The sequence below is a fragment of the Pseudomonas sp. LBUM1645 genome (assembly GCF_059716185.1).
In genome coordinates this window covers 4,775,954-4,800,562 of sequence record NZ_CP166811.1, presented here as the reverse complement: position 1 = coordinate 4,800,562, position 24,609 = coordinate 4,775,954, and the positions used below count along the sequence as shown (strand labels likewise).

Here is a 24,609-nt window from a genome sequence, read left to right as displayed (position 1 = left end):
TTCACGGACAAGGTTATGACTATGGCGACTTCTTCACAGGCAACACATCAGGCTGCGGACTCTGCGCCAGGCGTCTGGCTGGCGACGGCCGATCCCCGCCACTATCAGCAAGTGGAACAGCGCGTGGTGGGCCAGCTGCTGCAAACGCTGCTGTATGAAAACGTCCTGCCGTATCGCCATTCGCCGCTCGATGGCGGCCAGTACCGTTTTGTCGTCAGCGGCTTCGATGCGCAGCAACAACCGGTGGAGTACCACTGCAGCGGATTGCTCAGCGAAAGCTTCGAGCTGATCCGCCTCGACTATGCCAGTCTCGAACGTGTAAATGCGTTGGGCGTACGCAGCCGGCCGCACCTTCATCAAGCATTGGCGGAGCTGCTGAGCGAACTACAGGACAGCCCGCACCTGCCACGCTTCACCCATGAACTGGAGCAGACCCTGCTCAAGGATCTGCAATCGCGCAGTCAGGGTTATCAAGCGGCCAAGCCAGCGTATCAACTGGATGTGGATGCGCTGGAACAGCACTTCATGGACGCCCACAGCTATCACCCTTGCTACAAATCGCGCATCGGTTTCTCGCTCAAGGACAACGCCAATTACGGGCCGGAATTTGCCGCGCCCATCGCGATTGTCTGGCTGGCCGTGGCCAAATCCTGCGGGGCGATGAACATCTCGCAGCACCTGGATTACAACGGATTTATCCAGGAGGAATTCGGACTTCAGCGCTGGCAGCAACTGGCTGAGAGCCTCACCGATCAAGGCAAGTCGATGGGCGATTACTGGCTGATGCCGGTGCACCCGTGGCAGTGGGAAAACGTCATCGTTCCCGTGTTCTACCCAGAACTGGTCAGCGGTGAGGTGATCTATCTGGGCACTACGGATGACCGTTATCAGGCGCAGCAGTCGATCCGCACCCTGGCCAACGTCACTGAGAAACAGCGGCCTTACGTCAAGCTCGCGCTGAGCATGACCAACACCTCCAGCACCCGAATTCTGGCCCGGCATACAGTGATGAACGGCCCGATCATCACCGACTGGTTGCAGCAGTTGATCGGCAGCGACAGCACCGCCCGCGACCTTGGCTTTGTGATTCTCGGCGAAGTGGTTGGCGTCAGTTTTGACTACGATCACCTGCCCGCCACGCGGATGTCCCAAGCCTACGGCACGATGGGCACCCTGTGGCGCGAGAGCATTCACCAGTACCTGCAAGACGATGAGCAAGCGGTGCCGTTCAATGGTTTGAGCTCCGTGGATAACCGCTACGGTAGCGGTGCACAAACCCCGTTCATCGATGCCTGGATCGCTCAATACGGCCTGCACGCCTGGACGCGCCAACTGTTGCAGGTTGCGGTGTCGCCGATCATTCACATGCTGTACGCCGAAGGCATCGGCATGGAATCCCATGGGCAGAACATCGTCCTGATCGTGAAGCAGGGCTGGCCACAACGCATTGCCCTGAAAGACTTCCATGACGGCGTGCGTTATTCGCCGCAGCACCTGGGGCGCCCCGATTTGTGCCCGACCCTGGTGCCGCTGCCCGCCAGCCACGCCAAGCTCAACCGCAACTCGTTCATCCTCACCGACGACCTGAATGCGGTCCGGGATTTTTCCTGTGATTCGTTCTTTTTCATCGCCCTGGCCGAGATGGCGATCTTCCTGCATCAGCACTATCAGCTCGAAGAGGCCCTGTTCTGGCAGATGACCGCCGAGGTGGTCACCGCTTACCAGTCCGAGCATCCGCAACACCGTCCGCGTTATGCAGCGTTCGATGTTTTCGCGCCGTTCTATGAAGTGGAAGAGCTGACCAAGCGTCGCTTGCTGGGTGACGGCGAACGTCGTTTCAAATCGGTGCCGAATCCGCTGCACGCGTTCCGGCCGCAATCATGCTGAGGACCAATCTGCTCAAGCAGAAGCTCAGAACAGGTGAGCCGGTCTACGGCCTGATCAGCTCGATTCCGTCGCCTGCGGCCATCGAACTGATTGCCGAGGCGGGTTTTGATTTTGTGATCATCGATATGGAACACGTGCTGATCAACCCCGAAACCGTGGAGAACATGATCCGCACCGCCGAGAGTTACGCGCTGACCCCGCTGGTGCGGGTGGCCGACCTCAACCCGAAAACCCTGCTGCGCCTGCTTGATGGCGGAGCGCAGGGCATTGTCTTGCCGATGATCGAAGGCCCTGAACCCCTGGCCGAAAGCATTCGGGCCTGCAAATACCACCCGCAGGGCACCCGCAGCCTGAATGCCGGTCGCCCCGGTGCCTTTGGCAAACACAGCCTGGCGGAGTACGTCGCGCTGGCCAACGAGCAAATCATGGTCGTGGCGATGATCGAGAGTGCCGAAGGTGTGCGACGCGCGGCGGAAATTGCTGCCGTGCCCGGCCTCGACATGATCCTCGAAGGGGCCGCCGACTTGTCGCAATCGATGGGCATGCCTTGGCAGATCGACCGGCCCGAGGTGCAGCAAGCGCTGCTCGCCAGTTGGCAGGCAGCCAGTGCCGCGGGCGTGCCGTATTGCGCGATTCCACGTCAACCGGGCGACCACGAACGGTGGTTGAGTCGGGGCGTTAAAAGTTTTGTTTTGGGTGACGAGCGTGGCATCGCTTTTCGTGCCCTCCAGGCCAAATTGGCCGCCACTTCAGCAGAAGGAAAATAATCGGATGAACTTCACCACAATGGCCGCCGACAAGGTGATGCAGGATCTGGTCGATTGTTTGCTGGCCGAACATTTTTTCGGGACCGAGCCGCTGAATCTGGTGGCGCCATCGTCATCGGCCGATCAGCCGTTTACCGGGTTGAGCGCCGAACAACGGATCTGGGAATGGCCCAGCGATCCCCTAGGTTGCATCGTTATTGCCCTGCGTCCCGGTATAACCCAGCAATGGGAAAAAGTACCGGGCACGCCGGTTTGGGCACGGCAGAATGACCGGCTGACCGCGCTGTCACCCGAGGCCTTCACGACTCAGGTGTTGGCAGGGATGACCGAACGCTACCCGGACAATGAAAAAGGCTTCGCCCTGTTTATGGATGTGCTGCGTACCAGCGTCCGGCAAACCGAGTTGTCCCTGGCTCATCGGGTTGACAGCGAACGCTTGCTGGAAAAGAGCAACGCAGACTTTTTCCTGACCATGGAACAGTGGGCTTCGCTGCGTGATCGTCCCTACCACCCGTTGGCCAAAGCCAAGCAGGGTTTGGACGACGCGGAATATCAGCAGTATCAGGCGGAATTCGCCCGTCCGGTGGCGCTCAATTGGGTCGCGGTCGATCGCACGTTGCTGCAATGCGGCGACGGCGTGACGGACCTGGCGCAGAGTTATCCCGCCCAATATCTGTTGCCGCCACTGTTGCAGGCCAACTTGCAACAAGAGCTGCAGCAGCGGGGCATTGCCCAGAGCCACATCGCGCTGCCGGTGCACCCGTGGCAGTTCGAACACGTGCTGGAGGCGCAACTCGGCGACGCGTTCGCCAAGGGTGATTGCCATCGACTGGATTTCACCGACGGTGATTTCTTCGCCACCTCGTCGTTGCGCTCGATGACCCCGTGCTTCAACAGTGCCGATTACCTCAAGTTGCCGATGGCGATCTATTCGCTGGGCGCGTCGCGTTACCTGCCCGCAGTAAAAATGATCAATGGCGGCTTGAGCGAGGCGCTGCTGCGCCAGGCACTGAGCAAAGATCAAACGCTGCAGCAGTCCCTGCACCTGTGCGACGAAACCAAATGGTGGGCGTTCATGCCGCCGGACGCCACGCTGTTCGACGAAGCACCGCGTCACTTGTCGGCCATGGTTCGCGGCTATCCGCCCGCGCTGCTCGAAGACCCGGACACCCGACTGGTGCCCATGGCTGCGTTGGGCACACCGCTGCCGGGCAGCAATCAGCACTTCTTCGATGACTGGATGGTCTACCGCCAACTGCCGGCCAATGCCGCGTCGGTGATGACGCTGTTCCGTGAGCTGTGCCACAGCTTCTTCGATATCAACCTGCGGATGTTCCGCATCGGCATGCTCGGTGAAATTCACGGGCAGAATGCGGTGCTGGTGTGGAAGGCCGGTTACGCCCAGGGCCTGCTGTTGCGCGATCACGATTCGTTGCGCATCTTCGTGCCGTGGCTGGAACGCAACGGCCTGGCCGACCCGGCTTACCGGTTGAAGAAGGGGCATGCCAACACGCTGTACCACGATCGCCCTGAAGACTTGCTGTTCTGGTTGCAGACCCTGGGTATTCAGGTCAACCTCCGCGCCATCATCGATACGCTGGCTGAGGTCTACGCATTGCCGGCCACCCAATTGTGGAAGGCGATGGGCGAAGTGCTCAACGAGCTGATCGATACCATCGAGTTTGACGCCGAGGCGCGGATCATGATCAAGCACCAGTTGTTCGAAGCGCCACATTGGCCGCAGAAATTGCTGCTCACCCCGATGATCGAACGCGCGGGCGGCCCTGGCAGCATGCCGTTTGGCAAAGGGCAGGTGGTCAACCCGTTTCACAGGCTCGATCGTAATGCCTGAACCGCTACGTGAACCCTCCAGGCGCACGCTGTTGCGCCTGTCCCTGGGGGCGCTCGCCCTCAGGTTTTCCGCGCCGGCGTGGGCCGAGGCTGGCGCCGCGCCGTTGCGGGTGATCACTCTGTTTCAGGGCGCCACCGACTGCGCCGTGGTGTTGGGCGTGACCCCGTGTGGCGTCGTCGATTCCTGGAGCGAAAAACCGACCTATCGCTATTTGCGCACGGCACTGGGCGCTGTACCCCATGTCGGGCTGGAAACCCAACCCAGTCTTGAGGACATCGCGCTGCTCAAGCCGGACTTGATCGTTGCCTCGCGCTTTCGCCATGAACGCATTGCACCGTTACTCAAGCAGATCGCCCCGGTGCTGATGCTGGAGGAAGTGTTTGAATTCAAGAAGACCCTGGCGCTGATGGGCGCCGCATTACACCAGCAACAGCGGGCCGACGAGATTCTGAACCGATGGCAGCAGCGCGTGGCACAACTGTGTCAGCAACTGCAGCAGACATTTGCCGGACGCTGGCCGCCCACGGTGTCGATTCTGGACATCCGCGAAGACCACATCCGCAGTTACTTGCCGGCGAGTTTTCCGGGCTCCGTGCTCACCGAACTGGGATTCAACTGGAGTGACAGCAGCCGGGAGGCGAGCGGGGTGTCGATCAAACTCACTAGCAAGGAAAGTCTTGCCGTGGTGAATGCCGACATCTTTTTTGTCTTCCTGCGCGCGCAGAACGCGGCGGTGCAGCGCAACTACGAGAGCCTGGTGCAACACCCGCTGTGGAAGCAGATGCGTGCCCCGCAGCAAGGTCAGGTGTGGCAGGTCGATGGCATCGCCTGGAGTTTGTCGGGCGGGATGATGGGGGCGAATCTGATGCTCGACGACGTAGCCCGCGTGGCCGCCGCGCAGGTGGCCTCATGAGTCCGGGAGTCAAGCTGTGCAGCGCGGGTGTTGTGTTGCTGCTGTGCTGCGTATTGAGCCTGGCGGTCGGTGCCGCCTGGATTCCACTGCCACAGATTGCCGCGGCGTTTGTCGATCCCGACCCGCTGAGTATCAGTCATGTGCTGGTGACCACCACGCGCCTGTCGCGAACCCTGATGGCGATTTCCGTAGGCGCCAGTCTGGCGGTCGCGGGCGCCCTGATGCAGGCACTGACGCGTAATCCATTGGCATCACCCGGACTGTTCGGGATCAACGCCGGTGCGACCTTTTTTATCATCCTGTTTTCCTCGATCTTCTCGCTGTCATCCCCGGATGCCTGGTTATGGTCGGCGTTCATTGGCGCTGCCGTGGCGGGTTGTCTGGTGTGGCTGATCGGCAACATGGGACAAGGCAGTCTCAGTCCGCTGCGCATCGTGCTGGCGGGCGCGGCGATCGCTGCGTTGTTCTCCGCCTTCAGTCAGGCGCTGCTGGTAGTGAATCAGGATGGACTGGACACGGTGCTGTTCTGGATGGCCGGTTCACTGACCGAACGCAGTCTGTCGACCGCTGCGCCATTGTTGCTGTGCGGAGTGCTCGGGTTGTCGGGGGCTCTGTTGCTGGCTGGGCAGGTCAATGTGCTGAACGCCGGGGAAGAGATTGCCACGGGGCTGGGGCAGCGAACCGGCCTGATCCGGCTGCTGATGAGCGTGCTGGTGATCTGTCTCGCGGGCAGCGCGGTGGCGTTGGCCGGCAGCATTGGTTTCATCGGTCTTCTAGTGCCGCACATGGTGCGCAAGGGGTTGTCCATCGATCATCGCTGGTTGCTACCCGGTTGTGCGCTGCTCGGTGCGATTCTCCTGCTGTTGGCGGATACGCTGTCGCGGGTTGTGATCCTGCCTCAGGAGGTGCCGGTGGGGGTGATGACGGCGCTGTTTGGCGCGCCGTTTTTCATTATGTTGGCCCGGCGTGGAGGTCGTTATGGATAGGGTGGTGACTTGGCGTTGGGGCGGGTATTCCCGGCGGGTCAACTTCTCCACGTGGTGGCGGTTGGCGGCGGCGCTGGTGCTGACGGTGCTGGTGATGCTCGGCTCGTTGTCGCTGGGGAAAGTCATCCTCTCGCCACTCGAGGTGATGCGAATCCTGTTTTCCAGTCAGGACGCCAGCCTGACGTTGATCGTCGAGCAACTGCGTTTTCCACGCATTGTGCTGGCGGCGCTGGTGGGCGCTGCGTTGTCGGTGTCCGGGCTGATCCTGCAAAGCATCATCCGCAACCCGCTGGCATCGCCGGACCTGCTCGGCATCACCAGCGGTGCCAGCGCCGCCGCCGTGCTTTACCTGTCGTTCTTGTCCGCGACGCTGGGGCAACAGTTTCTGCCCTTGGCGGCGATGCTCGGTGCGGCTTTGGCAACATTGGCCATTTATCTGCTGGCCTGGAAGCAAGGGACCTCACCGCTGCGACTGGTGCTGATCGGCGTGGGCGTCTCAGCGATGTTGACGGCCGCGACCACCTTCATTCTGGTGTTCAGTCCGCTGACCACCACCCTGTCTGCCTACGTCTGGCTGACTGGCAGCGTATACGGCGCCAGTTGGCCCGAACCGCTGGCGCTTGCGAGCTGGTTGTTGGGCATTTGTCCGCTGCTGGTGCTGCTGGCCCGTCAGGTGATGGTGCAACAGTTGGATGACAACCTGGCCCAGGGCATCGGCGTACGCGTGCAATGGCTGCGGGCCGGTTTGTTGCTGGTGAGTGTGGCGTTGGCCGGCGCGGCCATTGCCTGGGGTGGGGCGATCGCGTTTGTCGGGCTGATTGCTCCGCATATTGCCAAACGCCTGGTGGCCCCCGGTTTCGCTGGGCAGGCCGTGATGGCAGCCCTGATTGGCGCAAATCTGGTGATGCTGGCGGACCTGGTCGGGCGCACGCTGTTCTTGCCCCTGGATCTACCGGCCGGGATCTTTGTCGCGGTGCTGGGCACGCCCTTTTTTCTCTATTTATTGATTAAACAGCGTCATTAAGGAATTCAACGTATGACGTCGATTGCAAGTCGCGGCCTGACCCTGAGTTATCAGCGCCAGGTGATTATTGACGCGCTGGACATGCAACTGCCCAAGGGCAAGATCTCGGTACTGATTGGCAGTAACGGTTGCGGCAAAAGTACCTTGCTCAAATCCTTTGCCCGACTGCTGAAACCGCAGCAAGGCTCGGTGATTCTCAACGGTGTGGATATCCAGCAAAAATCCACAGCGGCGGTAGCGCGTGAGTTAGCCATCCTGCCCCAGACACCGACGGCGCCCGAGGGCATTACCGTTCGCCAACTCGTGGCGCTGGGCCGATACCCTTATCAGAGCTGGATGCAGCAGTGGTCGGCCGAGGATGAAACCATGGTCAATCGCGCGCTGACGCAGACCAGTCTGCAAGCGCTGGCGGATCGGCCGGTGGATGCTTTGTCCGGTGGGCAGCGCCAGCGTGCGTGGATCGCCATGACCCTGGCCCAGGACACTGGCATCGTGCTGCTGGACGAGCCGACGACCTTCCTCGACCTGGCTCACCAGATTGAAGTGCTGGACCTGCTGCGCGACCTCAACCGGCTCGAGAACAAAACCATCATCATGGTGCTTCACGACCTCAACCTGGCCTGCCGTTATGCGGATCATATGGTTGCGGTGCATGAGCGTACGGCATTTGCCCAGGGCCGGCCTGAGGACGTCTTGACTCAGGCGCTGGTCAAAACCGTGTTCGACCTCAACTGCAGGATTATTCCTGACCCGTTTTTTGGTACGCCGATGTGCATCCCGTTTGGTCGGGAATTGCCGCAATGAGTCTGGCTCGTCACTTCACCGCGCAAGAGTGGAACGTGCTGGGCGGTGGGTTGCGGTTGAAGGACTGCGCCGAGCGTGATCCATTACGCTCGCTGATGGCGCGTGACCTGTTGCAGGAAGATGTGTGCGAGCGTTTGCTGGACGCATTGAGCCCGGTCATTGGCTCACCGTCACGGGCGATCACCGCCTCGCTGCTGGGTAAGCGCCTGTCGTTCCTGGCCACCGGGGCCTGTTTGTACGCCATGTCGGTGTACGACAAAGGACTGCTGCTGTCGCTGGACAACACGGTGATCGAATACGGCCACGATGACGGGCTGTGGACGTCTTCGATGCCGCTGGCTCATTCCCCGCCGCTGACGTACGAGGCAGGTGAGCGCGAGGCCTGGCGGGAAACCCTGGTGCAGTCACTGTTTGCCGGGCTGTTGAAGCCGCTGTGGCAAACCTTCAACCGTGTGAGTGGCGTTTCACGGCGCATCTTGTGGGAGAACACCGCCGTGCGCGTGTATTCGTTGTATGAAAAGCGCATGGCAAAAATCGACGAACCGTCGGTGCGCGAGCGCTATGAAGAGGACTTCAGGTGGTTGCTGACACAGGCAGAGCCTGCGCTGTTCGGCCTCGATTACAACCCGCTGAGTCACTTCCGTCGTCCGCCGACACTGCTCGACGAGGGGCAGCGCAGCATTCGCTTTCGGCGAACGTGCTGCTTCTACTACCTGGCTACTGAGCCCGCTGAATATTGTTCGACCTGCCCACTGCTGCGTCCGGGGAAATGCCGATGAGTTATCAGATCAACCCGCGCCAGCAGTTCGTCGACTCGGAGTTGCTCAACGCCTACCGGTCGATCCCTTCGTCAACTATCGGCCATTTTTCCGATCGGGGCTTTCTGCGGGGGATCAAGCCGCTGTTCAACGATATCCGCATGGTTGGCAATGTCGTCACCGTCAAAGTCTTTCCACCTGATGGCAGCATTTTGCGTGAAGCGCTGTTGCTGAGTGAGCCGGGCGACGTGCTGGTGATCGAATGTGTGGGTGACGAGGAGTGTGGCTGCTGGGGTGAACTGCGCACCCTGGCCGGGCTGATCAAAGGGTTGGCCGGGGTGGTGGTGTCGGGTGCGGTCACCGATGTCAGCGCATTGCGTCGCCATGGGTTGCCGATCTTTTGTCGGGACGTCAGTGCGTACACGACTCGCGGCATTGGCGCCCATGGGGAAGTCAATCAGTCGATCAATGTGGGCGGGGTTCGGGTGCAGGCGGGGGACCTGGCCATTGGTGATGATGACGGCGTCTTCATCCTCGATGCCGTGCGTGCGGCCGAGCTGCTTCCCGAACTCTTGGCCAAAGAGGAAATGGACCAGCAGCGCAGGGCCGAATTCTTGCAGAGGCTCAATCAGCGAAAGAGCTGACTTCCCGAGCTGAAATGAAAAGGGGCAACTGTGCAGTTGCCCCTTTTTTGCATCTTTCGGTCAGAAGCCGAATTTGTCGCGCAATCCGTAATACCAGGCACCCAGTGCAGCAAACGGTGTACGTAGCAGTTGTCCGCCGGGGAACGGGTAGTGAGGCAAATCGGCGAACGCGTCGAAACGCTCAGCCTGGCCACGCAACGCTTCGGCCAACACCTTGCCTGCCAGGTGCGTGTACGTCACGCCATGGCCGCTGCAACCCTGGGAATAGTAGATGTTGTCGCCCAGGCGTCCGACTTGAGGAAGTCGCGACAAGGTCAGCAGGAAATTGCCGGTCCAGGCGTAATCGATCTTCACGTCCTTGAGCTGCGGGAAGGCCTTGAGCATCTTCGGCCGAATAATCGCCTCGATGTTCGCCGGATCCCGTGCGCCGTACACCACACCACCGCCGAAAACCAGGCGCTTGTCGCCAGTCAAACGGTAGTAGTCGAGCAGGTAATTGCAGTCCTCGACGCAGTAATCCTGCGGCAACAGACTCTTGGCCAACGCGTCGCCCAAGGGTTCAGTGGTGATCACCTGAGTCCCGCAGGGCATCGATTTGGCGGCCAGTTCCGGCACCAGATTGCCGAGATACGCATTGCCCGCAACGATGATGAACTTGGCCCTGACCTTGCCCTGAGGCGTATGCACCACCGGATTCGCGCCGCGCTCGATGCGCACCGCTGGCGACTGCTCATAAATGGTACCGCCCAACGACTCGACAGCTGCCGCTTCGCCCAACACCAGGTTCAGCGGATGAATGTGCCCGCCGCTCATGTCGAGCATGCCGCCGATGTACTGATCGCAAGCGACCACTTCACGGATGCGACGCTGATCCATCAATTCAAGCTGCGTGTGACCGAACCGCTCCCATAGACGCTTCTGGGATTCCAGATGGCCCATCTGCTTGGCGGTAATGGCGGCGAATACGCCACCGTCCTTCAAGTCGCACTGGATATTATATTTGGCAACCCGCTCACGAATGATCCGCCCACCTTCGAACGCCATCTGCCCCAACAACTGAGCCTGCTTGGGACCGACACTGCGCTCGATCACATCGATGTCGCGGCTATAACTGTTAACGATCTGGCCACCGTTACGCCCCGACGCACCAAAACCTACCTTCGCCGCTTCAAGCACCGTTACCCGGAAACCGTTTTCCAGCAGAAACAGGGCAGAGGACAGACCGGTGTAACCGGCACCGATCACACAGACATCAGTCTCTACGTCATCCTGCAAGGCCGGGCGCGGCGGAACCGCATTGGCCGACGCGGCGTAATAGGATTCCGGGTAGGGGGTGTTCGCCATCCTGCAGCCTCTGTTTAATATATTTTACGAGTGCATCGATCCTACCCGAGATAAAAATCGATCGCCAGCCACCGCAAAATCTTCTTTGCAGCGGCGAAATTAAATATTTTGCATATTCATAGGGTTAGCTCGAAAAAAGGTGTTGACACCCATCCGGAATTCCGTAGAATGCCGCCTCACAGCAGGCACGTAGCTCAGTTGGTTAGAGCACCACCTTGACATGGTGGGGGTCGTTGGTTCGAGTCCAATCGCGCCTACCAAACAAAATCCGCTCTGCTGGGCGGTCTAGAAGGGCTCACCGAAAGGTGGGCCCTTTTTTGTGCTTTCGATTTCTTGCAGAGCGTTCACAAATTAAAGGGTTCGTTCACACTGGGCAATGTGAGCGCTGCTCTTGGTGTATCAGCGTAGAGCCGCAGCGATGCACTGAGCAGCGTAAGAAACGCTGCTCAGTGAGGTTGGGCGGATTTAATTGGCGTAATGATTTGGAGCTTGATTGCCTCAGCGACCATTGCCGTGCGCCGGGTTACTTTCAATTTGAACATTGCATTGGTGAGTCGTTTAGCTACGGTGCCAGGTGACAATCCGGCCAATCGGGCTATTTCTTTTGCCGTCAGGCCTTGAGCAATATAAAGAACGAACTCCAGTTCGCGAGGAGATAAGCCTCGTCCAAAGTGTCCCTGCCACTTACCGCTGATCATTGTGTCTTCCATGATCTGATCTTACATGCGGATCGCATCCCAAAGCTCCCTCTCAAGAAGGTGCTTCAGTGATGATTTTCTTCTCACTACACGTTCGACCTTGAAGCGAAGTGCTCTTACTGGAACCTCCTTGCCGATCATTGCGCAGAAATCGGCAGTGGCCGCCATTGCGTGGAGGGGCAGGGCTATGTTGCCAGCGACTTGCGCTTGCATCAGTCGGTGCATTTGCATGGCTGATCCCTCGGTGTGGAGGTGCGTGTATTCGTGAGTACTCGGGCCTCTTGCTGGTTGCCGGTGGGCGGGGGGATGCGGGTGGTGTCGTAGGGGAATGGGCGCGTTGTTAATTCAGGCTTTGGATTTGGCTTGCTGTATCTGACCTGTGAATCATTGAGCAGCCTCACGGTCATATCGCTGACCTTTGCATTCAGGACGTTCAAATGAAGCGTGCAGTAATAATGTTCATGGCCATTTCGGGCTCTCTCCTGTTGGGAGGCTGTGGGCCTCACTGGGACGACGGAGAAAGGTACGGTCGAGATCGTGATCGAGGTCATGATTACCGTCGTGGATACGACCGCGGGTATGACGATGATCGCGGGTATGACCGCAGATATGATCGTCGTGACAATGATCAGGGGTATGAACGCAATCACGGTCGTGATCGTGATCGTGATCGTGATCGTGACGATAGAGACGACTGAAGGCGCTGGCCATCGGCTAGCGAGAGACGGCGGTGACAGGCTCTCCTCGGGCCGGTCAATGATCACCCGGTTTGCCGATTAGCTTCAGTGGCACGGATTGCCAGTGATTCAGGCGTAAGATAGCGGTGCTACCTCATCAAAAGGAGCCGCATATGATCGCCGACCAAGTGAACAAGCAGGTATCTGTGGACAGAGCTGTTTGGGATCAATACTTCTGCGCTGCGTTGATTGCGGAAAGCAATTTGACGGCGCCGGTCGTAGGAGGGGCTACTCATGAAGACAGGCAGAACCTGTTGATTGAAAGGGCCAAAGCTCTCGCCGACAAGATGATGGAAAACAGAAAATAACCAGAGCCCAGCCATCGCGCTGGGCTCTTCACATCTGGATCTCGGCATCGATGCAGCGCTTGCTGTCAGGCAGGGCAGAGGCATGGGTTTGATCGCCTATAGCACCGAGAGCCTTAAATACCTTCCAGCGTTTTCAAAAACGTTCGGATGTATCCGGCCGCCTCTTCAGGCGCAACCTGAAGCAGACAGTGCGGTGCTTCGATTTCAATGATTCGTGTATCACGGTTCATTGAAGAGACCAGCGCAGACGCTGTCCCTGGAACCACCGAATCATGCTTAGCGCGAAGGTAGATAGTCGGTACGCTGACTTGGGCGAGCTTGGCGGATACGTCAACGGTAAGAACCGATCGTAGTCGTGAGCGCATTACCGAAGGGCTCACTTGAGTGATGGCCTGGCGTAGAGCTTCGCGCAAGGCGCTCGAGGAAAACCGGCCGAGCAATACTTTGCTGATCCATCCGACAGGTGCAAGGCTGAACGGCAGTGCGCCTAGCAAAAAACTCAAGTGACTGAATATCGGTCTTGGATTGCGTGCGAATGTGCTGCACAGCACGAGTCCCACTTGCTGGGGCAGTTGCCTGGCGCTCAAGGAAATAGCGATCGGCCCCGAGAAGGATTCACCCAGCAGCACGAATGGGTGGTCGGTTGGCAGCGACTCTCGCACCAGCGACTCCAGCGCTGTGTAGTTCAGCGGAATATTGGGGGGATAGGTGATGATTAGCGTATCGAATTCGCGCTCCATGATGGATGCAAACGCTGCGAACAATTCACCTGTTCCGTCCATTCCAGGTAGCAGGACCAGCGTGGGAGTTGATCGATTCATGTGTTCCGTCCTTGCCTGCGAATCGTTGGCGTCCGCCAGCGTTATGGCCAGTGATATCGCCGGCCTAATGGAAGGCCCGCAGCGCAAGACGATGCTGGTGCCGCAGCAGGTGATCATGTTGGGTGAGTTAGCGGTCAATCGCGTACTGGATAACCACAAGCCTGGGTAGTCGCCAGGCACTGTAACGAGGGGATTGCCCCCTCGTTACAAATGTTGCATGAAGAGCATGAATCACTACTGGCGTGGTTCATCTCAACAACGTCGGACCTGCGTGGTAGGTCCAATCAACTAAAACCAATCTTACCTGGCGTTCAACTTCTTCAGTTCTTCATAAGTCGCCGACTGTACAAACCAGAAGCCGGAGATGATGCACCACGTCAGGGTGCCGGTAATGAAAACGCCTGCCCCGGACCAGAAGCCCTGAACGAAGATCATGACCACTGCTGCGATCCAGATAACGGCCAGTGCGACGTACAGAACTACGTTGTTTACACCAATTACGAACTCTTTCACGTCTATTCCCTTTTGAATGTTTATCCTCTGACTCCTTACGCAAGGGCCAGTGGGCGGCATGATAGGGGGATAGCTGGCTGTTCGCCAGTCATGTCGCCTTGAGCAGGCATGCTTTGAAAAATCGCCCTCAGCCTGTGGGTGTCTGGCAGGCAGATTTCCAGATTTTGGACTACTACTGACAAGCCAATTTCCTTACCCCTGTCAGGAGCATCCCTATGCTGTTTCACTGGTTTCTTGCGGCGATTCACCTCTTGGCTGTTGCCTTGGGCCTCTGGGCGGTGCTCACCCGAGGGACGGCGTTAAGCCGCCTGGCCGCCGGAACGGCGCAGGTTCGCAGCGTGCTGGTTGCCGATAACGTATGGGGCATCTGTGCGGGTATTTTGTTGATCACAGGTTTGATGCGGGCCTTCGGTGGGTACGAAAAAGGCACCGACTATTACCTTCATCAGCCGTTGTTCCATCTGAAGATGACGCTGTTCGTGATCATTCTGCTGCTTGAAGTGGCACCAATGATCACCTTGATCAAGTGGCGGATCGCCTTGGGCAGGGGCGCTTCGATTGACCAAGGCCGAGCCAGGCTGTTTGCACGCATCAGCCATATCGAAGCGCTGTTGTTGATGTTGATGGTGATTGCGGCCACCGGCATGGCGCGCGGTGTGACCTTCGGCCAATAACGGCGTGATTCGTCGGGGTTAAAGCGAATAGTCTGACAGCCACGGCCTGGCCGAAGCCGGTAGCATCGGCTTCACGTAATGGGGGGAGGAGGCGAGGGCTCAGCAAAATGCCGAGCATGAATCTTTAGCCAGCCATTGCGCTGTAACGAACGGGCTGGCTACTGACTGCAGCAGGATTCAGGGGGTCTGCGGTTTGTCTGGAGCGGTGAGGCCAGCCTGAATGCGCTGATAGATTTCTTCGCGATGAACCGCAACGTCTTTCGGGGCATTGATGCCAATTCTGACTTGCTGGCCGCTAACGCCCAGAATGGTGATCGTAATGTCATCACCAATATTTATGCTTTCACCGACTTTGCGGGTGAGTATCAGCATGGTCTTCTCCTTGATTGCTTTGTAGGGCACCTGATTCGGACAGTGCAGAGGTCGGTGGTATGTATAGATTAGTGCGAAGTCTCACGGTTTGGGTGCCTCTTTCTGACGCGCAGATGCTGCATTAATTCCCAAGGCGTAACTATACAGAGGCCGCAACCATCATTCTCGTTGTTTTGAGCCCATTTTGCGGCACTCGGGAAGTATTCATGGATGCTAAAATTGCCGCTTTAAGCATTCTGAGGGAAGCGTTGTGCGCAAAATGGTCTTGGTAATTGCGGTACTGGCGCTGGCGGGATGCGGTGAGGGCAAGAGTGTTGACGCGCAAAAGCCGCAATCGGCAGCAGCGGCTGCACCTTCGGTGGTGTCCGCGCCACAATGGGATCTCGAAGTTCGAGGCGAAACACCTCAGGCGGTCAGCGATTTGAGCGGCTGGCTGATTGAGCACAGTTTCGTTTCCAATATCGTCAAGGAAAATGGAAAGACCCGGATTCTGCTCGGGCCATTCAGTTCGAAAGCCGAGGCCGAGGCCAAACAGACAGAAGTGCGCGCGTCGCTCACCCGGGCGAAGAAACAGAACATCGAATTGCTGGTTGTCGAACATCCCGTGGCCCAGTAGCAGTCCTTTTCCAGGCTGCTTTCGACGGAACGCCTTAAAGGGGATCCACGTTGACTCGTTTCTAGACGTAGTCACTGTTGATTCCCAGTAGGAGTTCCGCCCCATGGCCTCCGCCACCCCTTACAAAATATTCGACGCAGTCCTGCGGCGCAAAAAGGCGCTGAGTCCTCATTTGATGCGCGTCACTCTGGCCGGTCCGATGGTTACCGAAATGGCGACCTGGGCACCGGATCAGCGCGTGAAGCTGTTCTTTCCGGCTGTGGGCGGTTCGTCTGCCAGGCTCTCTCATGGAGATGGCTGGTACGCACGTTACCGCGCGATGCCGGTTGCCCAGCGCCCGGCGATGCGCACTTACACCATCCGGCATTTGCGTGCCGAGCAGGGTGAAGTGGATATCGACTTCGTGTTGCACGGCGAAACCGGTCCTGCATCCCGTTGGGCAATCCATGCAGCAGCGGGGGAGCCGATCCAGATCGTCGCACCTGATCGCCAGTTTTCGGCGCAAGACGCGGGCGGTTTCGAATGGAAGCCGCCTCAACAGCTCAAGCATCTGTTACTGGTCGCCGATGCCACGGCTTTACCCGCGGCGCTTGGAATTCTGGATGAGCTGGCAGCGCTTGCCGTGCCACCGATAACCCAGGCGTTTTTTGAAGTAGACAGTGTGGACGATGCTTTGCCGGTTCCTGACTGGCCCGGGCTTTCAGTTGAATGGCTGATTCGAGATCACGCTACCGCGACTGGAGCGGGTTCGCTGATGGTCGACGCGGTCTGTCGGGCCATTCTGCCGTCACCTGCTAAAGCATTCGAAGCGGTGGAACTGGCGGAAGTCGATGTCGACGAAGACATGCTTTGGGAAACGTCCGAGTCTGCCCGTGATGGCTTCTACGGCTGGATCGCCGGGGAAACGGTTGCGGTGATGAGTCTGCGCAAATACTTGATCAAGGAATGCGGCATTGCCAAGGAGTCACTCAACCTGATGGGCTACTGGCGCTACAACAAAGTGGGCGGGTAGAAACGAACAAAGGCCTCGGGTATCAAACCCGAGGCCTTTGTGTTTTCAGTGAGCGCTTAACCGCAGGCTTTCATGTCGACCGGGCCGACAAACTCGTTGCCGCGTCCCATGACACACGCCACGCTCTGGTTGCGCTGACGTTCCCAGGTCTCTACCGGATAGGTTTTGTTCCAGGCTTCGTACAGTTGTCGATCCTGTTTCGACAGGCGCAGGCCGTACTGCTTGCTCATGTAGAAGTATGTTCGGGCGATCATGCCGCGTATGGACGGACGGGGCATGACCTTCTTCGCCTTGAAGTCGACCTGGGTCAGGCACGAGCCATATTGGCCCGACTGCACCGGCAACCAGCCGAAACTGAAGTTGCTGCGATCGCCATTCACTTCACCAATGCTCGGCACCAGGTTGTGCAGGTCGGCTTCGGCCTTCTGGTAGGTCGGATCGTAACGCGTGCAGTTCTTGCGTCCACCTTCTTGCCAGCACTGACGCTGATGGCCGATCTGCCAGGCCGGAACAATGTGCTCCCACTCGATCCGGGAAGCGCGCTTGGCGTTTTTACGCGGTACATAACCGCAGGCTGCGAGGTTGACCTTGTTGCCAGTGTATTTGCACCCGCAATAGAACTCTGTGGATTGCGGTGCGTAGAGCTTCCAGGCAACTTTCTTGGCTTCGTTGAAAGTGCGTGGGGCGCCAGCCTGGGCGCCGAGGGTGATGAACAAAAACAGCAAAGCAAACCAGCGGACACTCATTGACTCAATCTTCCTTCGGCACAACCCAAAAAATCTGCACGCCGCCATCGTCGCGATAGGCGAGGGTGACGTTGTCGTTCTCGTCGATTTCTTCGAGCAATTGTTCCCACTCATCCACGGGTTCGTCCGGTAGACGGAAGATCAAGGCTGCTTTGGCCTTTTGGGCGGTGGGGGAATTGATGATTTTCTGAACGCGCATGCCCATGCGTTGATAGGAGTCAGGAGAGGCAGAGGTATTGGCCACGGAATTATCCTTATTAAGCTGTACGTGCATACAGTATTTAACTGTAAGCATTTTCGCAACTGCTTAAAATTCAAGAAAATCCTCTGACAGCAATTTTTTCCGTTTGGTGTAGGACGAAGGGAAACTTTTTATCGAAATATCGGAAGGGGGCGTGAGCCACTCGCCTGGTTGGCGAGTGGTGAAAGCAGTGCCCGACCGGAACCGGTCGGGCGAGGGCGAATCAGTATTCCCAGAACATCCGTTGCAGCTCTTTGCTGTCGTTGGTCTTGGTCAGTGCGACCATGGCCAGGATGCGGGCCTTTTGCGGGTTCAGGTCATGCGCCACAACCCAGTCGTACTTGTCGTCTGGTTGTTCGGCGTTACGCAGTACGAAACCGCCGGCGTTGACGTGGGACGAACGAATGATTTGCACGCCGTCCTTGCGCAGGGCTTGCAGCGACGGGACTACACGGGACGAGACAGAGCCATTGCCGGTACCGGCGTGAATGATGGCTTTGGCGCCAGACTGAGCCAACGCTTTGTAAGCGGTATCGCTGACATTGCCGTAGGAATATGCGATTTCGACGTCAGGCAGGCTCTTGATGGTTTTGATGTCGAATTCCGAGTCCATGGTGTGACGCTTGGCCGGCAGGCGGAACCAGTAGGATTTACCTTCGACCACCATGCCGAGTGGGCCCCAGGCACTTTTAAACGCCTCGGTCTTGATGTTGATCATTTTGCTGACATCGCGACCCGACTGGATTTCATCGTTCATGGTCACCAGTACGCCTTTGCCGCGTGCCTCTTTGCTGCTGGCCACGGCCACTGCGTTGTACAGGTTCAGCATGCCATCGGCCGACATCGCGGTGCCTGGGCGCATGGAGCCGACAACGATAATTGGCTTGTCGGTTTTTTCCACCAGGTTCAGGAAGTAGGCGGTTTCTTCCAGGGTGTCGGTGCCGTGGGTGATAACGATGCCGTCGACGTCTTTGCTGTCGGCCAGTTCAGCCACGCGACGACCCAGTTGCAGCAGGTTGTCGTTGGTGATGCTTTCGGACGCGATCTGCATGACCTGTTCGCCACGAACGTTTGCCAGCTGGCTGAGTTCCGGAACCCCGGCGATCAATTGTTCGATGCCGACTTTTGCCGCTTGATAGGTAGCGCTGTTAGCGGCGCTGGCGCCCGCGCCGGCAATGGTGCCGCCGGTGGCCAGGATCACCACGTTCGCCAGTTTCTGTTGGGTTTCGACTTCTTTTGCCTGAAGGGCAGTAGGCAGGAGCAGCAAGAGGGCCAAAGCGCCCGGAACGAAGGTCTTGAAAGCAGATGTCATTATTTTTCTCTCTAGTAGTGAGACGGTGCTGATGCAGGTTCATCTAGATGCGCCCCAAGCGGATCTGAACGCTTGGGGTGAATGAGATGAGCAGGATCTGTACCAGTCGTACTTTGAATGAGAAAAACTTTTAACTTGATGATTTGTATCGGTATTTATTTGATTGGCCAGAATGGTTGCACAGTCTGTTGTCCGGGTTTCCGAACGCGTTGAGCGTTTCTGTTCGGCTCTCCGAAAAGTACTACGACCTCTGTAGAGCAAATCGCCTTGCAAGATTGCGAATCACTGCTAAAGAAACCCGCGCTTCGGTCGATGTTCCTTTAAAGGATCTTTCTACTCAGGAGTTCACATGTCGTTATCCATTGGTATCCCAAACGCCGCAGGCGTCACCATCGGCGGCAACAAATCCGCCGCTACGATTCAAGCGTTGAGCGATCAGACGGCCGATGCCGCGAATCAAGCGTTGGGTACGAAGGAAAGCGACAGCAAGCAAGTCAGAACCGGCGCTGTGGGCCTGGATAAAAGTGCGCAGGCGTCGACTGAAGCGGGTGGCGCCGATAACGCCTCGGTGGCGCAAAAGGTTTTGCTCAAGCGTCTGCAAGAACTGCAAGAGCAGTTGCGTCAGCAACAGCAACAATTGGCGGCGGCCCAATCGGCGTCTTACCCAACACCTGAAGCGAAGGCCACCGTGGTGATGGCGATTCAGGGGCAAATGGCCGATACCACTGCTGCAATACTGGAAACGGCCAACAGCCTTTACAAGGAAATGGCCAAGGGCTCCAGCACAGGATCGGTGGTCAATACGACGGTATGACATGAATGCCGGCATTTGCGGTTTCCCCCGCAAAACGGTTTTTCTGGTCGTTGACAAATGTCGGCAGGGTTCGCATAGTTCGGTCTACGCAAACGTTTGCGCGGTGCTCCCGGTGGTTATCCATCGGTGAGCGCAATGAAGCCTACGCCAGCGCAAGCGTTGCTCACAATAATCATAAGATCGGAGTGAACCCATGAAGCTGCCATTCGCTGGACGTCTTCTCGCTGTCGCTATGCTGGCTGCCGCATCCGTCGCGTTACCTGTCTCTTCGGCCTTCGCCGAGACTGAAAAACCCAAAGTCGCGCTGGTCATGAAATCCCTGGCCAATGAATTCTTCCTGACCATGGAAGACGGCGCCAAGGCCTATCAGAAAGACCACTCCGGCGATTTCGAGCTGATCTCCAACGGCATCAAAGACGAAACCGACACGGCTGGCCAGACACGCATCGTCGAGCAAATGATTCTGGCCAAGGTCAATGCGCTGGTCATCGCGCCGGCTGACTCCAAGGCCATGGTTCCTGTGATCAAGAAAGCCATCGATGCCGGTATCACCGTGATCAACATCGACAACCAGCTGGACCCGGCTGTGGTCAAAAGCAAAAACATCACCGTACCGTTCGTAGGCCCGGATAACCGCAAAGGCGCGCGTCTGGTGGGCGAGTACCTGGCCAAGCAACTGAAGGCCGGAGATGAAGTCGGCATCATCGAAGGCGTTTCAACCACCACCAACGCGCAGCAGAGAACCGCAGGCTTCAAGGATGCAATGGAAGCGGCGCAGATCAAGGTCGTCTCTTTGCAGTCCGGTGACTGGGAAATCGACAAAGGCAACAAGGTTGCCGCCTCGATCCTCAGCGAATATCCGCAAGTCAAAGCCCTGCTGGCCGGCAACGACAGCATGGCCGTCGGCGCAGTATCCGCCGTGCGTGCAGCGGGCAAGGCCGGCAAAGTGCAAGTGGTCGGTTACGACAACATCAACGCCATCAAGCCGATGCTCAAGGATGGCCGCGTTCTGGCCACCGCTGACCAGTTTGCAGCCAAGCAAGCTGTGTTCGGCATCGAAACAGCGCTGAAGATCATCAAAGGTGAGAAAGTCGACAGCGGCACCAATGGCGTGATCGAAACTCCGGTAGAGCTGGTCACCAAGTAGTCCTTCTGGCGACACAACGGTGCTCGCCCGTCGGGGCGAGCGCATGGAGAGTTTTTATGTCAGTTTCCGCCCCGAACGCTGTCCTCTCTGTCAGCGGTATCGGTAAGACCTACGCCCAACCGGTCCTGACCGGCATCGACCTGACGCTGATGCGCGGTGAAGTGCTGGCGCTGACCGGCGAAAACGGCGCGGGAAAAAGCACGCTGTCGAAGATCATCGGCGGGCTGGTCACACCGACCACCGGCCACATGCAATTCCAGGGGCAGGATTACCGCCCCGCAAGCCGCACCCAGGCCGAAGACCTCGGCATCCGCATGGTGATGCAAGAGCTCAATCTGTTGCCGACCCTGTCGGTGGCGGAAAACCTGTTTCTCGACAACCTGCCCAGCAAGGGCGGCTGGATCAGTCGCAGGCAATTGCGCAAGGCTGCCATCGAAGCCATGGCCCAGGTCGGCCTCGACGCGATTGATCCGGACACCCTGGTGGGCGAATTGGGCATCGGTCACCAGCAAATGGTGGAGATCGCCCGCAACCTGATCGGCGATTGCCACGTGCTGATCCTCGACGAACCGACCGCGATGTTGACGAACCGTGAAGTCGAGATGCTGTTCGAGCAGATTACTCGTCTGCAAGCTCGCGGCGTGTCGATCATCTATATCTCGCACCGTCTCGAAGAACTGGCGCGGGTCGCCCAGCGTATTGCGGTACTGCGCGATGGCAACCTGGTTTGCGTCGAGCCGATGGCCAATTACAACAGTGAGCAACTGGTGACGCTGATGGTCGGTCGTGAACTCGGCGAACACATCGACATGGGCCCGCGCAAGATCGGCGCTCCAGCCTTGACGGTCAAAGGGCTGACCCGCTCCGACAAGGTTCGCGACGTGTCCTTCGAAGTGCGTGCCGGCGAGATCTACGGGATTTCCGGATTGATCGGGGCAGGGCGCACCGAGTTGCTGCGCTTGATCTTCGGTGCTGATACAGCGGACAGCGGCACTGTTGCACTCGGTTCGCCAGCACAGGTTGTCAGTATCCGCTCACCGGCTGACGCGGTCGGTCATGGCATCGCCCTGATCACGGAAGACCGCAAGGGCGAAGGCTTGCTGCTGACCCAATCGATCAGCGCGAATATTGCCTTGGGCAATATGCCGGTGATTTCCAGCGGTGGCTTCGTCAACAATGGTGACGAGATGGCGCTGGCCCAGCGTCAGATCGACGCCATGCGCATCCGCAGTTCCAGCCCGACGCAACTTGTGTCGGAACTGTCCGGCGGGAACCAGCAGAAAGTCGTGATCGGCCGGTGGCTTGAGCGTGATTGCTCGGTGATGCTGTTCGACGAGCCAACGCGTGGGATCGACGTCGGCGCCAAGTTTGACATTTATGCCTTGCTTGGTGAGCTGACCCGTCAAGGCAAAGCGCTGGTGGTGGTGTCCAGCGACCTGCGTGAGCTGATGTTGATCTGCGACCGCATTGGCGTGCTCTCGGCGGGACGTCTGATCGACACCTTTGAGCGTGACAGCTGGACCCAGGATGATTTGCTTGCCGCCGCGTTCGCCGGCTACCAAAAACGTGATGCGTTGCTCAATGAAGCAGCGCCTAGGGATCTCGCATGAATACTGCAGTGACTGCCGGCAAACGTAGTGGCAACTTTTACGGCCTCGGCACCTATCTGGGACTGGCCGGTGCCTTGCTGGCAATGGTCGCGCTGTTCTCGGTTCTGAGCAGCCATTTCCTGTCCTATGACACCTTCAGCACCTTGGCCAACCAGATTCCGGACTTGATGGTACTGGCGGTCGGCATGACGTTCGTGTTGATCATCGGCGGCATCGACCTGTCGGTGGGCTCGGTGCTCGCGCTCGCGGCGTCAACGGTCAGCGTGGCCATTCTTGGTTGGGGCTGGAGCGTACTGCCTGCGGCGCTGCTCGGAATGGCGGCGGCAGCACTGGCCGGGACCATCACGGGTTCGATTACTGTGGCGTGGCGGATTCCGTCGTTCATCGTGTCCCTCGGCGTGCTGGAAATGGCCCGCGGTGTGGCCTATCAGATGACCGGGTCGCGCACGGCCTACATCGGTGATGCCTTCGCCTGGTTATCCAACCCGATCGCCTTCGGCATCTCGCCGTCGTTCATCATTGCCTTGCTGATCATCTTCATTGCCCAGGCCGTGTTGACGCGTACGGTGTTCGGTCGTTACCTGATCGGCATCGGCACCAACGAAGAGGCGGTGCGTCTGGCAGGGATCAATCCGAAGCCCTACAAAATCCTGGTATTCAGTCTGATGGGGCTGCTGGCCGGTATCGCAGCGCTGTTCCAGATTTCCCGTCTGGAAGCGGCGGATCCGAATGCCGGCTCCGGGCTGGAGCTGCAAGTGATCGCCGCGGTCGTGATTGGCGGTACCAGCCTGATGGGCGGTCGCGGTTCGGTCATCAGTACGTTCTTCGGGGTTCTGATCATTTCCGTATTGGCGGCCGGTCTCGCGCAGATCGGCGCGACCGAACCCACCAAACGCATCATCACCGGCGCAGTGATCGTAGTGGCGGTGGTGCTTGATACTTATCGCAGTCAGCGCGCAAGCCGGCGGACCTGAGTCATGGCAACAATCAAGGATGTGGCAGCGCTCGCGGGAATTTCCTACACCACGGTTTCCCACGTAGTGAACAAGACCCGGCCGGTCAGCGAAGAAGTGCGAGTCAAAGTCGAGGCAGCAATCAAAACCCTCGACTACGTGCCCAGTGCCGTGGCCCGGTCCCTCAAGGCCAAAACCACGGCGACCATCGGGTTGCTGGTGCCCAACAGTCTCAACCCGTACTTCGCCGAACTGGCGCGCGGCATCGAGGATTACTGCGAGCGTAATGGCTACTGCGTGATTCTCTGTAACTCCGATGACAACCCGGACAAGCAGCGCAGCTACCTGCGCGTACTGCTGGAAAAGCGCATCGACGGGCTAATTGTCGCTTCGGCTGGCGGTGACGCGGGGCTGGCGGAGGGCCTTGCAGGCGTGCGTACGCCGATGGTGATCGTCGACCGTGGACTGGAAGGTGTGAATGCCGACTTGGTGCGGATCGATCACGAATACGGCGCCTATCTGGCGACCCGCCACCTTCTGGAATTGGGGCATCGGGACATCGCCACCATTGGCGGCCCGGCGAGTACCAGCGTGGCGCAGATGCGTCTGGCCGGTTATTGCCGTGCCCTGAAAGAGGCGGGTGTCGAAGTATCCCGTGAGCGCATGCTGGAAAGCGACTTCACCAGCACCGGCGGTTACAACGCTGCCGCGATACTGCTGGAAAAGAACCCGCCGAGCGCGATCTTCGCCGGCAACGACATGATTGGCATCGGTGTGCTGCGAGCGGCGGCCGAGCGCAACATTCGTGTACCGACAGAGCTCTCGGTGATCGGCTTCGACGATATTCAGATGAGCCGCTATGTGTACCCGGCGCTGACCACCGTGGGGCAGTCGATCCTGCAACTCGGCGAGATGGCGGCCGAGGTGCTGTTAAGAAGAATTGCCACGCCGGATATGGCCACCGATCAACGGATCGTGACGCCCAGTATTGTCCTGCGGGAGTCGACTGCGCCGCTGGCCGGCGTGTTCGCCCAATACCGCTGAAGCAGAATTGAT

28 protein-coding genes, 1 tRNA gene and 1 pseudogene are annotated in these 24,609 nt (G+C 58.5%); 21 read left to right on the top strand and 9 right to left on the bottom strand.

All coding sequences use genetic code 11. The features are described 5' to 3' along the window. The first annotated feature begins 21 nt into the window (after window positions 1-21). The 9 genes from ACA079_RS21700 to ACA079_RS21660 are packed head-to-tail and all read left to right on the top strand — an operon-like array spanning window position 22 to window position 9,635. Window positions 22-1,887 carry an IucA/IucC family protein gene (locus ACA079_RS21700; protein ID WP_497700897.1) on the top strand — a complete coding sequence of 622 codons (1,866 nt, stop codon included), beginning with the start codon at window positions 22-24 and terminating at the stop codon, window positions 1,885-1,887. Continuing rightward, a complete protein-coding gene (locus ACA079_RS21695; RefSeq protein ID WP_497700896.1) occupies window positions 1,881-2,654 on the top strand; it encodes an HpcH/HpaI aldolase family protein in 774 nt (257 codons plus the stop codon). The genes ACA079_RS21700 and ACA079_RS21695 overlap by 7 nt, the downstream gene beginning before the upstream one ends. A gap of 4 nt (window positions 2,655-2,658) precedes the next feature. Beyond that, the gene (locus ACA079_RS21690; RefSeq protein ID WP_497700895.1) at window positions 2,659-4,506 is read left to right on the top strand and encodes an IucA/IucC family protein; all 1,848 of its coding nucleotides are present in this window, start codon (window positions 2,659-2,661) and stop codon (window positions 4,504-4,506) included. After that, window positions 4,499-5,419, top strand: a complete 921-nt coding sequence (locus tag ACA079_RS21685; RefSeq protein WP_497700894.1) for an ABC transporter substrate-binding protein — start codon at window positions 4,499-4,501, stop codon at window positions 5,417-5,419. The genes ACA079_RS21690 and ACA079_RS21685 overlap by 8 nt, the downstream gene beginning before the upstream one ends. Then, on the top strand, window positions 5,416-6,405 hold the full coding sequence (locus ACA079_RS21680; RefSeq protein ID WP_497700893.1) for a FecCD family ABC transporter permease: 990 nt from the start codon (window positions 5,416-5,418) through the stop codon (window positions 6,403-6,405). The genes ACA079_RS21685 and ACA079_RS21680 overlap by 4 nt, the downstream gene beginning before the upstream one ends. Beyond that, window positions 6,398-7,429 carry a FecCD family ABC transporter permease gene (locus ACA079_RS21675; RefSeq protein WP_497700892.1) on the top strand — a complete coding sequence of 344 codons (1,032 nt, stop codon included), beginning with the start codon at window positions 6,398-6,400 and terminating at the stop codon, window positions 7,427-7,429. The genes ACA079_RS21680 and ACA079_RS21675 overlap by 8 nt, the downstream gene beginning before the upstream one ends. 12 nt (window positions 7,430-7,441) lie before the next feature. Then, complete coding sequence (locus ACA079_RS21670; RefSeq protein ID WP_123365512.1) at window positions 7,442-8,233, top strand: ABC transporter ATP-binding protein; 792 nt, start codon at window positions 7,442-7,444, stop codon at window positions 8,231-8,233. Next, window positions 8,230-9,012, top strand: coding sequence for an IucA/IucC family C-terminal-domain containing protein (locus ACA079_RS21665; protein ID WP_497700891.1), 783 nt, complete (start codon window positions 8,230-8,232; stop codon window positions 9,010-9,012). The genes ACA079_RS21670 and ACA079_RS21665 overlap by 4 nt, the downstream gene beginning before the upstream one ends. After that, window positions 9,009-9,635 (top strand): RraA family protein, encoded by a 627-nt coding sequence (locus tag ACA079_RS21660; protein WP_497700890.1) that lies wholly within the window; start codon window positions 9,009-9,011, stop codon window positions 9,633-9,635. Before ACA079_RS21665 ends, ACA079_RS21660 begins: the two co-directional genes overlap by 4 nt. Before the next feature lie 60 nt (window positions 9,636-9,695). On the opposite strand, the gene ACA079_RS21655 is transcribed toward ACA079_RS21660, so the two are convergent. Next, window positions 9,696-10,979, bottom strand: coding sequence for an NAD(P)/FAD-dependent oxidoreductase (locus ACA079_RS21655; protein ID WP_497700889.1), 1,284 nt, complete (start codon window positions 10,977-10,979; stop codon window positions 9,696-9,698). Window positions 10,980-11,162: 183 nt separating this feature from the next. On the opposite strand from ACA079_RS21655, the gene ACA079_RS21650 reads away from it, so the two are divergent. Further along, window positions 11,163-11,239, top strand: a tRNA-Val gene (locus ACA079_RS21650). 207 nt (window positions 11,240-11,446) lie between these two features. Here ACA079_RS21650 and ACA079_RS21645 read toward each other — a convergent pair. Together ACA079_RS21645 and ACA079_RS21640 are read right to left on the bottom strand one after the other, a co-directional pair. Further along, window positions 11,447-11,689 (bottom strand): annotated as a pseudogene (locus tag ACA079_RS21645) (response regulator transcription factor); the annotation flags it as partial. Between the two features lie 9 nt (window positions 11,690-11,698). Further along, window positions 11,699-11,908, bottom strand: coding sequence for a hypothetical protein (locus ACA079_RS21640; RefSeq protein ID WP_497700888.1), 210 nt, complete (start codon window positions 11,906-11,908; stop codon window positions 11,699-11,701). Window positions 11,909-12,114: 206 nt separating this feature from the next. Between ACA079_RS21640 and ACA079_RS21635 the strand changes: the two genes are divergently transcribed. Both ACA079_RS21635 and ACA079_RS21630 read left to right on the top strand, forming a co-directional pair. Further along, a complete protein-coding gene (locus tag ACA079_RS21635) occupies window positions 12,115-12,375 on the top strand; it encodes a hypothetical protein (RefSeq protein WP_415764823.1) in 261 nt (86 codons plus the stop codon). Between the two features lie 152 nt (window positions 12,376-12,527). After that, window positions 12,528-12,722, top strand: coding sequence for a hypothetical protein (locus ACA079_RS21630; protein WP_497700887.1), 195 nt, complete (start codon window positions 12,528-12,530; stop codon window positions 12,720-12,722). Between the two features lie 113 nt (window positions 12,723-12,835). On the opposite strand, the gene ACA079_RS21625 is transcribed toward ACA079_RS21630, so the two are convergent. Continuing rightward, on the bottom strand, window positions 12,836-13,543 hold the full coding sequence (locus ACA079_RS21625) for an alpha/beta fold hydrolase (protein ID WP_497700886.1): 708 nt from the start codon (window positions 13,541-13,543) through the stop codon (window positions 12,836-12,838). Here ACA079_RS21625 and ACA079_RS21620 point away from each other — a divergent pair. Then, the gene (locus ACA079_RS21620; RefSeq protein WP_497700885.1) at window positions 13,434-13,712 is read left to right on the top strand and encodes a DUF6124 family protein; all 279 of its coding nucleotides are present in this window, start codon (window positions 13,434-13,436) and stop codon (window positions 13,710-13,712) included. The two genes, ACA079_RS21625 and ACA079_RS21620, sit on opposite strands and share 110 nt — an antisense overlap. Window positions 13,713-13,843: 131 nt before the next feature. On the opposite strand, the gene ACA079_RS21615 is transcribed toward ACA079_RS21620, so the two are convergent. Then, entirely contained in the window at window positions 13,844-14,056 is a 213-nt protein-coding gene (locus ACA079_RS21615; protein WP_033061943.1) for a hypothetical protein, read from the bottom strand. Between the two features lie 215 nt (window positions 14,057-14,271). Between ACA079_RS21615 and ACA079_RS21610 the strand changes: the two genes are divergently transcribed. Beyond that, window positions 14,272-14,730 (top strand): DUF2214 family protein, encoded by a 459-nt coding sequence (locus ACA079_RS21610; protein WP_497700884.1) that lies wholly within the window; start codon window positions 14,272-14,274, stop codon window positions 14,728-14,730. 177 nt (window positions 14,731-14,907) lie between these two features. Here ACA079_RS21610 and csrA read toward each other — a convergent pair whose 3' ends face one another. Next, window positions 14,908-15,102, bottom strand: a complete 195-nt coding sequence (gene csrA / locus ACA079_RS21605; protein ID WP_007938114.1) for a carbon storage regulator CsrA — start codon at window positions 15,100-15,102, stop codon at window positions 14,908-14,910. 250 nt (window positions 15,103-15,352) lie between these two features. On the opposite strand from csrA, the gene ACA079_RS21600 reads away from it, so the two are divergent. Together ACA079_RS21600 and ACA079_RS21595 are read left to right on the top strand one after the other, a co-directional pair. Then, window positions 15,353-15,718, top strand: a complete 366-nt coding sequence (locus ACA079_RS21600; protein ID WP_497700883.1) for an SPOR domain-containing protein — start codon at window positions 15,353-15,355, stop codon at window positions 15,716-15,718. A 103-nt stretch (window positions 15,719-15,821) separates the two neighbouring features. Next, entirely contained in the window at window positions 15,822-16,730 is a 909-nt protein-coding gene (locus ACA079_RS21595; RefSeq protein ID WP_497700882.1) for a siderophore-interacting protein, read from the top strand. 56 nt (window positions 16,731-16,786) lie between these two features. On the opposite strand, the gene ACA079_RS21590 is transcribed toward ACA079_RS21595, so the two are convergent. The 3 genes from ACA079_RS21590 to ACA079_RS21580 form a co-directional block, all read right to left on the bottom strand. Further along, window positions 16,787-17,476 carry an endonuclease gene (locus ACA079_RS21590; protein ID WP_033061817.1) on the bottom strand — a complete coding sequence of 230 codons (690 nt, stop codon included), beginning with the start codon at window positions 17,474-17,476 and terminating at the stop codon, window positions 16,787-16,789. Between the two features lie 4 nt (window positions 17,477-17,480). Next, window positions 17,481-17,771 (bottom strand): DUF1654 domain-containing protein, encoded by a 291-nt coding sequence (locus tag ACA079_RS21585; RefSeq protein ID WP_497700881.1) that lies wholly within the window; start codon window positions 17,769-17,771, stop codon window positions 17,481-17,483. 169 nt (window positions 17,772-17,940) lie between these two features. Continuing rightward, the gene (locus tag ACA079_RS21580; RefSeq protein WP_046047713.1) at window positions 17,941-19,029 is read right to left on the bottom strand and encodes an asparaginase; all 1,089 of its coding nucleotides are present in this window, start codon (window positions 19,027-19,029) and stop codon (window positions 17,941-17,943) included. A gap of 349 nt (window positions 19,030-19,378) precedes the next feature. On the opposite strand from ACA079_RS21580, the gene ACA079_RS21575 reads away from it, so the two are divergent. The 5 genes from ACA079_RS21575 to ACA079_RS21555 all read left to right on the top strand — a co-directional run bounded on the left by ACA079_RS21575 (window position 19,379) and on the right by ACA079_RS21555 (window position 24,597). Next, on the top strand, window positions 19,379-19,843 hold the full coding sequence (locus ACA079_RS21575; RefSeq protein WP_497700880.1) for a hypothetical protein: 465 nt from the start codon (window positions 19,379-19,381) through the stop codon (window positions 19,841-19,843). A gap of 193 nt (window positions 19,844-20,036) precedes the next feature. Next, on the top strand, window positions 20,037-20,990 hold the full coding sequence (locus ACA079_RS21570) for a sugar ABC transporter substrate-binding protein (RefSeq protein ID WP_497700879.1): 954 nt from the start codon (window positions 20,037-20,039) through the stop codon (window positions 20,988-20,990). Window positions 20,991-21,046: 56 nt separating this feature from the next. Then, a complete protein-coding gene (locus ACA079_RS21565) occupies window positions 21,047-22,600 on the top strand; it encodes a sugar ABC transporter ATP-binding protein (RefSeq protein ID WP_461997690.1) in 1,554 nt (517 codons plus the stop codon). Then, the gene (locus ACA079_RS21560) at window positions 22,597-23,574 is read left to right on the top strand and encodes an ABC transporter permease (protein WP_008145645.1); all 978 of its coding nucleotides are present in this window, start codon (window positions 22,597-22,599) and stop codon (window positions 23,572-23,574) included. The genes ACA079_RS21565 and ACA079_RS21560 overlap by 4 nt, the downstream gene beginning before the upstream one ends. Before the next feature lie 3 nt (window positions 23,575-23,577). Further along, a complete protein-coding gene (locus ACA079_RS21555) occupies window positions 23,578-24,597 on the top strand; it encodes a LacI family DNA-binding transcriptional regulator (RefSeq protein ID WP_497700878.1) in 1,020 nt (339 codons plus the stop codon). Window positions 24,598-24,609: the final 12 nt, after the last annotated feature.

Excerpts from the sequence above, each read along its gene's own strand:
- ACA079_RS21565 (WP_461997690.1), top strand. The coding sequence starts at position 21,047 with ATGTCAGTTTCCGCCCCGAACGCTGTCCTCTCTGTCAGCGGTATCGGT.
- ACA079_RS21575 (WP_497700880.1), top strand. The coding sequence starts at position 19,379 with ATGTCGTTATCCATTGGTATCCCAAACGCCGCAGGCGTCACCATCGGC.
- ACA079_RS21700 (WP_497700897.1), top strand. The coding sequence starts at position 22 with ATGGCGACTTCTTCACAGGCAACACATCAGGCTGCGGACTCTGCGCCA.
- ACA079_RS21655 (WP_497700889.1), bottom strand. The coding sequence starts at position 10,979 with ATGGCGAACACCCCCTACCCGGAATCCTATTACGCCGCGTCGGCCAAT.
- ACA079_RS21690 (WP_497700895.1), top strand. The coding sequence starts at position 2,659 with ATGAACTTCACCACAATGGCCGCCGACAAGGTGATGCAGGATCTGGTC.
- ACA079_RS21610 (WP_497700884.1), top strand. The coding sequence starts at position 14,272 with ATGCTGTTTCACTGGTTTCTTGCGGCGATTCACCTCTTGGCTGTTGCC.
- ACA079_RS21640 (WP_497700888.1), bottom strand. The coding sequence starts at position 11,908 with ATGCAAATGCACCGACTGATGCAAGCGCAAGTCGCTGGCAACATAGCC.
- ACA079_RS21665 (WP_497700891.1), top strand. The coding sequence starts at position 8,230 with ATGAGTCTGGCTCGTCACTTCACCGCGCAAGAGTGGAACGTGCTGGGC.
- ACA079_RS21660 (WP_497700890.1), top strand. The coding sequence starts at position 9,009 with ATGAGTTATCAGATCAACCCGCGCCAGCAGTTCGTCGACTCGGAGTTG.
- ACA079_RS21630 (WP_497700887.1), top strand. The coding sequence starts at position 12,528 with ATGATCGCCGACCAAGTGAACAAGCAGGTATCTGTGGACAGAGCTGTT.
- ACA079_RS21625 (WP_497700886.1), bottom strand. The coding sequence starts at position 13,543 with ATGAATCGATCAACTCCCACGCTGGTCCTGCTACCTGGAATGGACGGA.
- ACA079_RS21695 (WP_497700896.1), top strand. The coding sequence starts at position 1,881 with ATGCTGAGGACCAATCTGCTCAAGCAGAAGCTCAGAACAGGTGAGCCG.
- ACA079_RS21675 (WP_497700892.1), top strand. The coding sequence starts at position 6,398 with ATGGATAGGGTGGTGACTTGGCGTTGGGGCGGGTATTCCCGGCGGGTC.
- ACA079_RS21620 (WP_497700885.1), top strand. The coding sequence starts at position 13,434 with ATGATTAGCGTATCGAATTCGCGCTCCATGATGGATGCAAACGCTGCG.
- ACA079_RS21580 (WP_046047713.1), bottom strand. The coding sequence starts at position 19,029 with ATGACATCTGCTTTCAAGACCTTCGTTCCGGGCGCTTTGGCCCTCTTG.
- ACA079_RS21590 (WP_033061817.1), bottom strand. The coding sequence starts at position 17,476 with ATGAGTGTCCGCTGGTTTGCTTTGCTGTTTTTGTTCATCACCCTCGGC.
- ACA079_RS21555 (WP_497700878.1), top strand. The coding sequence starts at position 23,578 with ATGGCAACAATCAAGGATGTGGCAGCGCTCGCGGGAATTTCCTACACC.
- ACA079_RS21560 (WP_008145645.1), top strand. The coding sequence starts at position 22,597 with ATGAATACTGCAGTGACTGCCGGCAAACGTAGTGGCAACTTTTACGGC.
- ACA079_RS21595 (WP_497700882.1), top strand. The coding sequence starts at position 15,822 with ATGGCCTCCGCCACCCCTTACAAAATATTCGACGCAGTCCTGCGGCGC.
- ACA079_RS21670 (WP_123365512.1), top strand. The coding sequence starts at position 7,442 with ATGACGTCGATTGCAAGTCGCGGCCTGACCCTGAGTTATCAGCGCCAG.
- ACA079_RS21680 (WP_497700893.1), top strand. The coding sequence starts at position 5,416 with ATGAGTCCGGGAGTCAAGCTGTGCAGCGCGGGTGTTGTGTTGCTGCTG.
- ACA079_RS21570 (WP_497700879.1), top strand. The coding sequence starts at position 20,037 with ATGAAGCTGCCATTCGCTGGACGTCTTCTCGCTGTCGCTATGCTGGCT.
- ACA079_RS21585 (WP_497700881.1), bottom strand. The coding sequence starts at position 17,771 with ATGCTTACAGTTAAATACTGTATGCACGTACAGCTTAATAAGGATAAT.
- ACA079_RS21685 (WP_497700894.1), top strand. The coding sequence starts at position 4,499 with ATGCCTGAACCGCTACGTGAACCCTCCAGGCGCACGCTGTTGCGCCTG.
- csrA (WP_007938114.1), bottom strand. The coding sequence starts at position 15,102 with ATGCTGATACTCACCCGCAAAGTCGGTGAAAGCATAAATATTGGTGAT.
- ACA079_RS21635 (WP_415764823.1), top strand. The coding sequence starts at position 12,115 with ATGAAGCGTGCAGTAATAATGTTCATGGCCATTTCGGGCTCTCTCCTG.